The organism is Neobacillus citreus (assembly GCF_018343545.2).
Lineage (GTDB): Bacteria > Bacillota > Bacilli > Bacillales > Cytobacillaceae > Neobacillus > Neobacillus citreus.
In genome coordinates, this window is record NZ_JAGYPE020000025.1 from 37,769 (window position 1) to 50,802 (window position 13,034).

General features: G+C 39.9%; 12 protein-coding genes. 1 reads left to right on the forward strand and 11 read right to left on the reverse strand.

Annotated features, from left to right (window positions below; genetic code table 11):
- Nucleotides 1-4: 4 nt before the first annotated feature.
- The 6 genes from KHB02_RS14830 to napA all read right to left on the reverse strand — a co-directional run bounded on the left by KHB02_RS14830 (nt 5) and on the right by napA (nt 5,217).
- The gene (locus KHB02_RS14830) at nt 5-583 is read right to left on the reverse strand and encodes a DNA-3-methyladenine glycosylase I (RefSeq protein ID WP_213140280.1); all 579 of its coding nucleotides are present in this window, start codon (nt 581-583) and stop codon (nt 5-7) included.
- 3 nt (nt 584-586) lie between these two features.
- Nucleotides 587-1,282 carry a Dph6-related ATP pyrophosphatase gene (locus tag KHB02_RS14835; RefSeq protein WP_213140281.1) on the reverse strand — a complete coding sequence of 232 codons (696 nt, stop codon included), beginning with the start codon at nt 1,280-1,282 and terminating at the stop codon, nt 587-589.
- Nucleotides 1,283-1,365: 83 nt separating this feature from the next.
- Complete coding sequence (locus KHB02_RS14840; RefSeq protein ID WP_213140282.1) at nt 1,366-1,932, reverse strand: 4Fe-4S dicluster domain-containing protein; 567 nt, start codon at nt 1,930-1,932, stop codon at nt 1,366-1,368.
- A complete protein-coding gene (locus tag KHB02_RS14845) occupies nt 1,925-2,188 on the reverse strand; it encodes a chaperone NapD (protein WP_213140283.1) in 264 nt (87 codons plus the stop codon). Before KHB02_RS14845 ends, KHB02_RS14840 begins: the two co-directional genes overlap by 8 nt.
- A 68-nt stretch (nt 2,189-2,256) precedes the next feature.
- Nucleotides 2,257-2,664, reverse strand: a complete 408-nt coding sequence (locus KHB02_RS14850; protein WP_213140284.1) for a nitrate reductase cytochrome c-type subunit — start codon at nt 2,662-2,664, stop codon at nt 2,257-2,259.
- Nucleotides 2,665-2,679: 15 nt separating this feature from the next.
- Nucleotides 2,680-5,217, reverse strand: a complete 2,538-nt coding sequence (gene napA, locus KHB02_RS14855) for a nitrate reductase catalytic subunit NapA (protein WP_213140285.1) — start codon at nt 5,215-5,217, stop codon at nt 2,680-2,682.
- 290 nt (nt 5,218-5,507) lie between these two features.
- On the opposite strand from napA, the gene KHB02_RS14860 reads away from it, so the two are divergent.
- Nucleotides 5,508-6,167, forward strand: a complete 660-nt coding sequence (locus KHB02_RS14860) for a hypothetical protein (protein WP_213140286.1) — start codon at nt 5,508-5,510, stop codon at nt 6,165-6,167.
- A 53-nt stretch (nt 6,168-6,220) separates the two neighbouring features.
- Here the strand turns inward: KHB02_RS14860 and KHB02_RS14865 are convergent, their stop codons facing one another.
- The 5 genes from KHB02_RS14865 to KHB02_RS14885 all read right to left on the reverse strand — a co-directional run bounded on the left by KHB02_RS14865 (nt 6,221) and on the right by KHB02_RS14885 (nt 12,992).
- Complete coding sequence (locus tag KHB02_RS14865) at nt 6,221-7,156, reverse strand: manganese-dependent inorganic pyrophosphatase (RefSeq protein WP_213140287.1); 936 nt, start codon at nt 7,154-7,156, stop codon at nt 6,221-6,223.
- A 167-nt stretch (nt 7,157-7,323) separates the two neighbouring features.
- A complete protein-coding gene (locus tag KHB02_RS14870) occupies nt 7,324-9,519 on the reverse strand; it encodes a bifunctional diguanylate cyclase/phosphodiesterase (protein ID WP_213140288.1) in 2,196 nt (731 codons plus the stop codon).
- Between the two features lie 199 nt (nt 9,520-9,718).
- Nucleotides 9,719-10,357 (reverse strand): response regulator transcription factor, encoded by a 639-nt coding sequence (locus tag KHB02_RS14875; protein WP_213140289.1) that lies wholly within the window; start codon nt 10,355-10,357, stop codon nt 9,719-9,721.
- Nucleotides 10,354-11,982 carry a PAS domain-containing sensor histidine kinase gene (locus tag KHB02_RS14880; protein ID WP_213140290.1) on the reverse strand — a complete coding sequence of 543 codons (1,629 nt, stop codon included), beginning with the start codon at nt 11,980-11,982 and terminating at the stop codon, nt 10,354-10,356. Before KHB02_RS14880 ends, KHB02_RS14875 begins: the two co-directional genes overlap by 4 nt.
- Nucleotides 11,983-12,188: 206 nt before the next feature.
- Nucleotides 12,189-12,992, reverse strand: coding sequence for a sigma-70 family RNA polymerase sigma factor (locus tag KHB02_RS14885; RefSeq protein ID WP_213140291.1), 804 nt, complete (start codon nt 12,990-12,992; stop codon nt 12,189-12,191).
- Between the last annotated feature and the right edge of the window lie 42 nt (nt 12,993-13,034).

Genomic DNA, 13,034 nt, shown 5'->3' on the forward strand with positions numbered 1-13,034 from the left:
TGCCTCAAATTTTTGAGGCAAAAGAACCGTCCCCGCGTTTCATTTCACAGCTTTCGATATGGTCATTGACCATTCCTACTGCTTGCATGAAGGCGTAGCAGATGGTGGAGCCGACGAATTTAAAGCCGCGCTTTTTTAAATCCTTGCTCAATTTGTCGCTTATTTCCGTGGAGGCAGGTACCTCGCTCGCTTCTTTGAAGTGATTGATAATCGGCTTCCCGTCAACAAATGACCAAATATAGCTATTGAAGGAACCAAATTCCTCGACCACCTTTAAATAAGCTTTGGCGTTGCCAATCACCGCATTAATTTTTAGTCTATTCCGTACAATACCATCATTATGTAAAAGTTCTTCAATCTTTTGATCGTCATACAGGACAATCTTCTCCGCCTCAAAGTTGTCAAACGCCCTCTGGTAATTCTCCCGCTTTTTTAAAATCGTATACCAACTAAGGCCAGCTTGCGCCCCTTCCAAATTCAAATATTCAAACAACAAACGGTCGTCATGAACGGGGACTCCCCACTCATGGTCATGATAATCAATATATAATGGGTCTTGATTAACCCAGCCGCAGCGATTCATAAATCAAAACTCCCTTAATGGAATTAAATCGGTAAAGCAAAATCTTGTTTCACCAGTGTATACATCCTTTGAAAACTTTTTCTCGCCAACTTGAAACCGGATTGGCTTATTAAAAATTGGACCATCATATACAAATGAATGATACTCGCCGTTTTCACCGCAAGGGTCCACACCTTCAGGCAGTACTTCCATAAACACGTCATTAATTTCCTTACCGGAAAAATTCTCAGGCAGTTTCGTCAAGTCTACACAAGTTATAATTGTTTGATACCCTAGCGATAAAAAGCGGTGAATTAAATCTGCAGTATTCTGTCCCCAGAGTGGAAAAACCGCTGTAAAACCTAAGGGTTTTAACTGTTCTTCACGGTACTTGCGGATATCCTCAAGAAATAGGTCGCCAAATACAATATGGTCAATCCCATTCGCCTTCAAATCAGCCAATTCCCGATTCATTATTTCCCCGTAGACTTCATTGGAGCATTGCTCCGGAATAAAGATTTTTCTTAATGGAATGCCAATCGATGCCGCTTGCGCCTCCAGCAGTTCCTCCCTTACTCCATGAATGCTTGTCCGATTAAAGCCTTCAGTTACTGTCGTAAACAACAATTCAACCTCATATTCTTCACCGTGAAGGAGTTCGTGCAATGCCAGTGTAGAGTCTTTTCCACTGAATGATAACGCAGCTCTTTTTTTTGCCACGAAAAAATCACCTCTTCCCCTTTTACCATTATAATTTGCCGGGACTAGAAAAGCGAAAAAGAGCACCTAAAACAGACCACGTTTTAAGAATGCTCTTTTTGCAATACTTTCAATGCACCGCCTTCAGCAATGCAGTTCGTAATACATATACCGCAGCCTGTACAAAGTTCCTTGGATACGACCGGAACTCCATCCTCTAACCTGATCGCACCGTTAACCGGACATGCCCTTACACAATAATCGCACATCACTTGTTTATATGCCAAACAGCTGTACTTCTCTACTTTTACAGTTCCAAGGTATGGACACTTCTGATAATCAGAAAGGTTTAACGCCTCTGTCGGGCACACCTCTACACATTTCATACAAAACGTACATGGTGACTCATTCAAGTTCATGTACGGAGTATTTACAAGCTTGGCCCCGTCAGATAAGGCAAATAAGCGGATGCTTTGTTCCGGACAAATCTCCTGACATTTGCTGCATCTTGTGCAAGAGGTCAGAAATTCAAGCTCCTCCCCGGCACCTGGCGGCCGGATAAAATCACGCTCTAATTCCATTGCCGGCGCAAGGAAGTTCCCTAAAAAATGAATCGTTGATTCCCAGTTCAACGCCAAATATTGCCGTCTATTTAATTTCTCCTTATCCATTACCAGCCACTTCCTGATAAAATGGTTCGTCCTCGAAGTTGGTATAAACAAGACAGATGCCCAGCACGCCTTCAATCGCCTTGAATTTTTCGGCTGTCCGGTAGCTTTGGTCCACAGTATCAGTTTCCAAAGTCAAAATGACCCTTTTATCTTCATGAATGTGGTGAACCTCGACACCGTTTAATTCGCCCAATTTCTCCGCAGCACCGCAAGCCTTGCCCTGGATTGTTTCAACATAAATTCCCGATATCACCATTTCAATTCCCTCCCTGAGACTAAAGGGAGTCTGCTGCCTAAAACCAACAGACCCCGCCAGTTGTAAAATTACTTGCTAAAAGCTGTCTTTGTCTTCGTTTCGTTTTGCTGACCATGGCATTGGACACAGTTGTCGCGGAAAATCTTGCCCTTTGTATCATTGTTGTAGAAGTGATTATCCGGCGGCGTTGGTGCTCCAGTATCCGGCTTTCCATGACAAGCTAAGCAGCTGTCTTGGTGTGCCTGCGGGTTCCATCGGTCGACGTGACTTGCAGGCTGCAATGGAGGAGCCCCGATCAGCCCCATCGTTTCCGCATTAGGTCGGCCCTTTTCAGCCAATTGCACCAATTGTACATTTGTGGTTTTAGTACTGACTTTAGCCGAAGATTCCATTGACCATTGAAGCTTCGTTCCTCCAATTGCCAAACCCAACACAACGACAAATGCGACGATATAAAGAATTCCTTTTTCCTTCACGACCATTTCACCTCACTAAGCCTTCACAATTTTAACGGCGCATTTTTTAAAATCGGGCTGTTTGGAAATTGGACAATAACAATCTAAAGTGGCAAGGTTGATCAACGTTTCTTCGGCGAAAAATGGCACAAACACCAATCCCTTTGGCGGATTTCCGCGGCCCGTTGTCGTCGCCTTCACTTTTACTTCGCCGCGCCGGGATACGACCTTTACCATGTCACCTGTTTTGATGCCCAGTGCCTTCGCATCCTCCGGATTGATTTCACAAAGGGCTTCAGGGAAAGCTTTATGGAGCTCTGGAACCCTTCTCGTCATCGTGCCGCTGTGCCAGTGCTCAAGCACACGACCCGTACAGAGCCAGAGAGGGTATTCTTGATCCGGCACTTCCGCCGCTTCTTCAAATGGTCTGAATAGGATGGCCGGCTTATGGTCGGTAGACTTATAGAAATCAAGATCCATGTATTTCCCCTGATGGCCAAATTCCTCAACCCCATATTGGTCGAAGCCATCTTCCTGCTTGCCATATGAATAACGCCAGTTGGTCTCCACCCATTTGCCGTTTACGTTCCGCACCGGCCAAGCAATACCGTGCTGCTTTAGATATTCATCATAAGGGGCCATTTGCTTCGCTTTCATTTTCAATTTTCCCCCTAATTGCTGAACCTCTGGATTTTTGCTTTCATGGGGATTGGTGAAGGAGCGATACTCATCCCAGAGTCGCTTGTTGACTTCGTGCTCATCGGCGATTAAATCGTTTTTCTTTTGATCCCAAACCATGCCGAACAAGACATCGAAGGCAGGTTTATCACCTATCATTTTTCCGTCAAGGACACGCTTAGCAATTTGCACGATCGCCCATAAATCCCACTTAGCCTCACCTGGCGGCTCAACGCATTTTTCAAAAATTGATGTCCGGCGCTCGGCATTGCCAAATTGACCTTCACGTTCCACCCACATCGCGGCCGGGAAAACAACATCAGCCAGTTCAGTTGAGCGGGTTGGATAGACTTCGGAAACGACGATGAATCCATCGATAACACCTTTACCGTTCGCATCATTTCCCCTGAAACGGTTCAACTTCGGCATCGTTTGTCCCCAGTTCTTGGACATGCTCCATAAAAACTTGATTTTGCCGTTGCCTAATTCGCGAAACATTTTAACGGTATGGAAACCAGGGGTTTCTATCGGATTCAGGTAGCCTTGCGGGAGATTCCAGATTAATTCGGCATAGCGGCGATGCTCCGGATTCTTGACAACTAAGTCAGCAGGCAGGCGGTGAGAGAAAACCCCGACTTCTCGTGCTGTGCCGCAGGCGCTTGGCTGCCCGGTTAATGAGAATGGGCCGTTTCCCGGTTTGGCAATTTTACCGGTTAGCAAATGGATATTATAAATGAGATTATTCATCCAAGTGCCGCGGGTATGCTGGTTGACACCCATTGTCCAAAGCGACATAATCTTCTTCTTCGGATCGGCAAATTCTTTGGCCAGTGCTTCAATGTCTTTGGCAGGCACCCCTGACATTTCAGCCGCCTTTTCAATCGTGTACTCCGTAACTCTTGTTTTAAATTCATCAAAGGTAATGACCCAGTCGACGTCAGCAACTTTTCCGACATCCGTTGCCTCATAGTTATCATCAAACGTATGACCAAGATTCTCTGTTCCAGCCTTAAACTGCGTATGTTCGGTTACAAAAGCTTGGTCATACAAATTATTTTGAATTACGTAATTGCAGATTGCATTGGCAATGGCCAAATCTGTTTGTGGACGGAACACCATTACAACATCGGCTATTTCGGATGTTCTGGACCTTCTTGTTGTTAGATCGTAATGCTTAACGTTGCTGTTTTTCAGCTTATGAGCGGTGAGGCGGGAATATAGAACCGGGTGCATTTCCGCCATGTTGGCACCCCAGGTGACGAACAAATCCGCCTCATCAAGGTCACGATAAGACCCCATTGGTTCATCTGACTGGAACGTCGACATGAAGCCAGTTACCGCACTTGCCATGCAAAGGCGGGCGTTCGGGTCAATATTGTTGCTTAATAATCCGGCTTTCCACAGTTTGACTGATGCATAACCTTCCATGATGGACTGCTGGCCGGATCCGTAAAAGGCCACCGATTTAGGGTCGGCATCATAGGCTTCCTTTAACTTAGTGGCAACCAAATCTAATGCCTCTTCCCAACTGGCTTCCCTAAATCCCTCTCTCGTGCCTTTTTTCGATTTATCATCGCGAATAAGCGGTTTTGTTAACCGGTCTTTGCCAAACAGAATTTTTCCTACATAATAACCTTTAATGCAGTTAAGACTTTTGTTCGAACGGTTATCAGGGTCACCTTTTGTAGCAATTACCTTTCCATCTTTAACACCTACTAGAATCCCGCACCCAGTTCCGCAAAAACGACAGACGGTAGTTTTCCATTCATCCGGTTCGATATTTGCCGCTGACGCACTTTTCGTATCAGCGCTGTTGTCTTTTGTACTACATCCTGCGGCTGCCATCGTCATCGAAATCGCCGTTGCTTTTAGCAATGATCTCCTGGTTAATTCCAATGCAATCTTCCTCCCTTTTAAAATAGGTCAAAAGTGTAAATCTATAGCTTAATAGTAATCGAGCTGAGTGTTTTTGAGAGGAAGGTTTAGGAAGATTTTACAAAACGTTCACAGCTGAAAATCCCTTTCTGACACAGGTTTGACATTACTGATTTGGCAGTATTTATAACGTTTTAACCGTGTTTTAAAGAGGATTTTCAAATTCTTCTCCCGGATTAATAGTCGAGCCCAAACGTGTCCCCTCTAATGTTTTGGAAGCATAAAATATTATAAAAGGAGTGGAGTGAGGTATGAGTTTATACATTAATAAGCGTGAACATCCCAATGTTTTTGAAAATAAACAAACGATCAATGCCCCTAATCAGTCATATTCCAGACAGGATTTCCTGACTGAATTAATCAAGGAACAGGAAAAAGCGAATGCCGCCTTAAAAAAAACATTAAGGGAACTGCAACTTCGAACTATTAAGCAGGAAGAATCCCAAACTAGCCATTGGAATGATATCGGCAGCCAATTGATTGACTTGCAAAAAAGCAGCCAATCGTATCAAGAAATGATGAGAATGCAGGAAAAATTTCAAGAGGAAATGGCGGACAAATTAAATCGACAAGCCGTTTTTCAAAAAGAAGTAACGGAGAAATTGAACAGCCAAGAGGATTTTCAAAATCAAATCTCTGCCAAAATGAACAAGCAAGAAGAATTTCAAGAAGACGTCCTCAAACGATTGGATCATCAAGAAGCATTAACCGAGAAAATTTCACGGCAGTTGAACTTTATTCGGTCCATTCTATTTGAACGGACCAATTATTTGGCCTCCAAAATCGAAGATGGTTACAAACTCACCTCGTCCTATGTCTATAAACTGATGACAGGCTCTGATAAGCCGCTGACCTTCTTCCTGATGAATCAGCATCATGATGAGCACACAAAGCAGACGGACAAATCATAAAAGATAACAACAAAAAACGTTCATGCCATCAAATGCATGAACGTTCTGTTATCTTAAACACCCTTTGTGAAAGTTTCCGTTAATACTGGCACAATTTGTTTCTTACGGGATACGACGCCTCTTAACATTGCAGTATTGGCATCAAGGGTCACATTATAAGCCTTTTCCACTGCAGCAACCTTACTTCCAAGCGCTAACCCTACTGAATCATTATTAAGGATATCAGTCACTACCAATAAGAATAAGTCCAGATTCTTCTCATCAATTTTCTTAGAAATAGCTGCTTCTAATTCTTCTTTACGGGCAAGAACTTCCGCAGTATCTACAGCATTGACTTGGGCAATTTCTACTTTGCTTCCGCCCATGTCAAATTCTTTTGCATCCAGTGTTAATAAATCAGATACAGACTTGTCGCTTAAATCCGCACCGGCCTTCAGCATTTCTAAACCGTACGCTTCGGCATCTACACCGGCAATATCTGCTAATTCACGAGCTGCAGCCACATCTTCAGCCGTGCATGTTGGCGATTTGAATAATAAGGAATCAGAAATGATGGCTGAAAGCATAAGTCCCGCGATTTCTTTCTTAATTTCCTTGCCATTTTCTTTGTACATTTTATTTAAAATTGTGGCCGTACAACCGACTGGCTCACAGCGGTAATATAACGGATCGCTTGTTTCAAAATTTGCGATGCGGTGATGGTCAATTACCTCAAGCACTTTAACATCAGTGATGTCGTTCGCACTTTGCTGGTGTTCATTGTGGTCTACCAAAATAACAGAATTAACTTCAGAAGCAACAGTTTCTACAAGACGTGGTGCCTCTGCCTTAAAGGTATCCAACGCATATTGTGTTTCGCCATTAATTTGGCCAAGACGAACTGCTTCAACTTCCATTCCAAGTTGTTTTTTCAAGTCTGCATACGCAAGCGCAGAACAAATCGAATCTGTGTCTGGATTTTTATGTCCAAAAATAAGTACTTTTTCCATATTCCTACTCCTAACCGTATTAAATTATGTAAGGACAAGCCAAATAAGGTTTCCCTATCGGAAATTATATATTAATACGATTCATTATTCAAAGTATCTTTTTTAATTTTAAAAGATTTATATCTATGGTAATAAACTGACGTCCTGAAACTTTTCCGAATTTAATTTTAAACCAAATAAACTGATGATTTCTTCAAGAACTGGATTAAGTCCTGTTCTGTCAAAGGTTTACTAAATAAATACCCTTGCGCCTTTGAACAACGCAGCTGCCTAATAAATTTGAGCTGTTCCTCCGTCTCTACTCCCTCTGCTATTACACTTAAGCCTAGATTATGGCCCATTGACACAATGGTAGTTACAATATTTTTGTCATCTTTGCCTTTTTCAATGTCTCTGATAAACGATTGATCTACCTTAAGAAAATCAATGGGGAATGTTTTTAAATAACTTAACGAACTATAACCTGTTCCAAAATCATCAATTGAAATATTAACACCTAAACTTTTTAAATCGAAAAGAATTTTGGATGCGCTTTTAACATCCATCGTCATACTTTCGGTAATCTCAATAGTTAACCGTTCTGGGGCAACACCAGTTTCAGATAGGATATTCGATATCATTGAAACGAGCTGTGGTTGATAGAATTGCCTTATTGAAATATTTACCGAAATATTCGGAACATAGCAGCCTCTTTTTTCCCAAGAGATTAATTGCTGACATGCTGTCCGAAGAATCCATTCGCCAATGGGTACAATGATTCCCGTTTCCTCTGCAATAGGAATGAACTTGTCTGGAGGGACCCTTCCCATAAAAGGGTGTTCCCAACGGATTAGAGTTTCTACACCAGAAAATTGGTTCCTTGATAAATCCATAATAGGTTGATAATGAAGGATGAATTCATTTCTATCTAATGCTTTCCGAAGTTCATTTTCTAGTTCAAGAATGGAATGGGCCTTTATATCCAAGGTTGTATCGAAGAATTGAAAGTTATTACGTCCTTCCTTCTTGGCCTGATACATGGCTGAATCAGCTTTCCGAATTAGCTCATCCGAATTCTTTCCATCAGATGGGTATACACTAATGCCAATACTTGGTGTTACAAAAACCTCATGCCCTTCAATAAAGAAGGATTTCGAAAAAATACTGAGAATTCTTTGGGCTATCAACCGTACTTCATGCTTCGAAACATTTTCAACTAAAATAGTAAATTCGTCGCCGCCTTTTCTTGAAACTGTATCCTTTCCGTGCAAACAGTTTCGCAATCTTTTTGCCACTTCAATTAATAATTTATCCCCAATATTATGACCAAGTGAGTCGTTAATTACCTTAAAGCGATCTAAGTCAACTAGCAAAACGCCAAACATTTTGGTGTTATCTTTTTTATATAACTCTATGGCGAAATTCACTTTTTCATTAAATAGTCTTTGATTGGGAAGTCCTGTTACTTCATCATGATAAACCAAGTATTGAAACTTTTCTTCAGTTCGATAATGTTGAATGACTAAGCTTATTAAATGGGTGGCCTTTTCCAAGATTTTCAAATCTCGAGGAGAAGGTTTGAATGGATGATTATAATACATACCAAATACACCTAGGACATTTTGTTGATTATCTAACACATGAGATGACAAGCATGCCCTTAATCCGTTCATTAACGCAACCTCCTTGAAACCATGCCACAACGGGTCGGTTGCAATGTCGGTTACGACTACATTTTGTTTAAAATAGCTTTCGGATCCACATCTCCTGCAAACCGGACCAATTGGGACTTTATTTATTTCCTCAATATATTCAGCGGGCAAATTAGGGGCCGCTCCATGAATTAACATAGATTTATTTTCATCAACTAGGAGAATTGAACAAATCCCACCGTGCGAAACCTCTTCTACAAGATATATAATTTCATTTAAGACTTCTTTAAATGGAGACCCAATCGCAACCATTTCAAGAACTTTATTTTGACCATTAAGCAAAATTTCAAATTTGCTTTTTTCTGTTATGCCCCTTGCCATTCCCACGATGCCAGCAATTTTCCCATCATGGATAATTGGAACCCCGATTAATACTAACTCTATACTGTGTCCCTTTTTATGGCGAATTCTAACATTAAAAGTTTCACGTTTTCCATTTAAGATATTATTAAAGAGTTGGATCACGTGATTTATGCAATCCTCGTCAATTATTTGAATAAAGGACATTTGAAGGGCTTCAGCCTTCGAATATCCAGTCATTTCAACCGCAGCATCGTTGAATAGGATAAAATCCCCATATTCATCTAGCGCATAGCCCGGGGCATGATGATTTTCAAAAAGAGTCCGATAAATTTCAAAAAGTGAACTGGATTCTAATAATATATTATCCACAATGCCATTAACCTCCCAATTCGTAGTTGAATTTAATATTTGCCTAGGAGCGGGGCAATTTCTCAAAAAACCACTTAAACTATATTTGTATTATTTATCGGTGAAATTTCATAAATGTTTATATCACTAAGGAACTAAAAAACACTCCTAATTAGAGTGTTTAACATTAATATTTATTTTAGTATGTAAACATCAATTTTCAGTTGATAATTAATCCAAGTTCACTTGCTTTCACCACCGCCTCAACCCTTGTTTGCACCCCAAGTTTTTGGAAGATGTTTGTTAAGCTGTATTCCAATGAACGCTGGCCAATAAACAAGGCTTGGGCAATATCCCTGTTCGTTTTCCCTTTTGCTAATTCCTGGATAATTTCCTTTTCCCTATCGTTTAAAATAGTTATTCCTGATGCATTTTTTTCAACAGTAATGTGTCCCTTTCTTACTAGTTCTTTTAAGAAGGAATATGGAATGACAACCTCCCTATTTAGGGCACATCGTATTGCTCTTATCAATTGTTCCTTCGTTGCTGTCTTTGAAACAAACCCAACTGCACCTGACTCGATAAATAACTCCCAATGAGGGAGTATATCAAATCCGGTATAAATTAGAATTTTTGCAGCAGGAACGATCTTAAGCACCTGCTTAGTTAACTCAAAGCCATCTATTTCCGGCATTTGAAGATCAAATAGCATCACTTCAAACTTGTCATTTTGAATTCTGTCAAATACGTTTCGACAAGATGTCTCAAAATGAACTATCATGTCCTGTTCATTTTCTATAATCAATTTCGTACCTTCACCCACTAATGGGTGATCATCTACAAGTAAAATATTAATCATTTAAACACCTCAGAAAGCAAGCTATGTCCAGACTTGTGATTATCCTCAGAAATTGAGATTAATAATTGGAAGCCTTTCCCTGGTGCAGAGTGCAGTTCGATTTCACCGCCAATGCTATCAACCCGTTTTTTTATCCCAGACATGCCAATATGCTCAAAGGAGTAATCTAATCTTTCAAAATCCATGCCGACCCCATTATCTTGATAATTAAAGTAAACAACTCCCTCAAAAGTTGAAAGAGAAAATTCCACTTTGTCAGCTTGGGAATGCTTTCTTGCATTAGCAAGCAATTCCTGTGCAATACGATATAGGGTAATCATTTCTTCTTCAGTTATTCTTAATCTTAAATTCTCGTAATCAAACTGTATTTTAAAATTAACATTGTTCTGCTCATGAGAAAAGAGACTTTCAAGTGCAACAATTAATCCTTGTTCCTTTAAATATGGCGGTCGAAGAAAATTACAGGTAATCCGAATCTGCTGAATAATCTCCAAAAGACCATTCTCAATTAGAAGTAATTCTTGATCCACTGACAAGGGCAGTTCTTTATCTGATCGCAGTGTTTGAAGTTTTCGATACCAAAGAATTTGATTTTGCAAAACGGAATCATGTAAGTCAGCAGAAAGTCTAAATCTTTCCTTTTCAGCAATATGAAATAGTAATCTAAGTATCCAGCGCGGTGTTGTTTTGTCCTGGGATTTTTGTTCCAATTCTTGTGCCAAGTCTTCTATAATGGATAAATTTTCATATAAAACACTAACATACCTGCTAATGGACTGCAACCAAACAGCCTGAGACAATCTTTTACAAGCTTGATCATTATGTTCAATACACAATAGATTAATCCTTCCGTGGATTTCTCCGATTTTCACAAAACAGCCACGACCAAAATTCACTAATTCCCCGATAGTTTTCAACTCATCAAAATGTTTCAGTATTTCCTCGTGAAAGTCGGAATTTGCTCCAGTACAGCGATATAAATTTAGCCTATCATCAATTTCTATAATTGATACGGTATCGATTTTTAATATTTCCTTTATCTCGAGTATCAATCGTTCTTCTAAATCTGTAGTAGTCATGACTTTAGAAAGGTCCTGAGTAAAGTGATCCAGGCTTCTTTGCAGGATGCGATAGCGTTCTTCACTTTCTTTCAATTTTTCTGTAATATCTTCTCCTATAACTTGAATACATACCTCATTATTAAAGTGGAGAAGAATTGACGACATTTCAAAGTTAATGATATTTTCCTTAAGGGTTTTTACTTTATAAATGACGTCATACATCCGTTCCCCATTTACAAATTTTTTCATATTTTCATTCAGTAATGGGTGTTCTGTAGGAATAATTAAATCGTAAGCACCCTTTCCTACCAACTCATTCTTTGACTTTGCCCCAAGGATATGCAGTGCGGCCCGATTTGCGTATATTAATTGGAGATCCTTGGTAAGTGTGAGAATCGCTTTAGGTGCCTCTTCAATTAAGTAACGAAATTGTTGTTCACTTGCCTTTATTTTCTTATTTTCTTCCCGTAATCTGAAGTTTAATTTTGTTAGACGTCGGTTAATCATCATCGCCCCCAAAAGCAAGAGGGTTAAAATTAGGGCAATAATACTTAAATATGACATGATTGGAAAGGTGCTCCTTTCAAACAAGTTAATTGTGGTTAATTTAATAAATGAATCAATTTTTAAATTATTTTGAATTGGCATAAAAGTTGATATACTGGTATCTATACTAATAATAATATACTAGTAATTTTTTCTATCGTAAAAATGAAAAAAGTCTCTCAAGCACGAGAGACTAATATTTTTTATAATTCATATCCCTGTCATTAAAGAAATGAATCCAATGAAAAGCCGTGCTTGTCAAAGCTTTGACGTAATCGCAGGATGGCTTTTGAGTGAATTTGTGAAATCCTCCCCTTTGTTAGGTTCAAGATCTCAGCAATCTCCACTTGTGAAAGCCCCTCATAATATAAAAGAGAAATCACGAGCCGTTCCTTCTCTGGCATTTTTTCTATACATTCAGCCATCAAATTACGAAATTCCCCCATTTGCAAATTTCGTTCTTGCGAAAAAGATTTTTCATCCCGAATTAGTTCAAGACGGCTTTGCTGTTTACCCTCATCTTCATGAGAATTCATAGGTTCATCTAGGGAAAGCATTGTAGACAAAGATAATGCAGCCATGGCATGATCAACTTCTTGTAAAGACATATTTAAATGATTGCTTAACTCCTCTTCTGTCGGAGATCTCATTAAAGTTTGTTCCAGATGGCGGTATGCAGTATTTAGTTTCTTAGCCTTTTCTCTTAATCCTCGAGGAATCCAATCCATTCTCCGGATTCCATCCAACATGGCACCTTTTATCCGCCATAATCCATAGGTTTCAAATTGGTAACCTTTTTTATAATCAAACTTTTTGATTGCTTCAATTAAACCAATATAACCCAATCCAAGTAAATCTTCTTTAGGGATGATGCTATGAGGAATGCTCGAGCTCATTCGATTTGCCATTTGTTCGACTAAATATCCATATTGTTTCACGAGATTCTCTTGTAACATGGCATCTTGGGTTTCCCGGTAGCTTCTCCATAAGAGAAAATGGGGAATGGTTTCTTTCATGGCTGGTCTCAAGCTTATCCCTCCTGGTTGATCAAAGATTTTGTTTGAAATGAT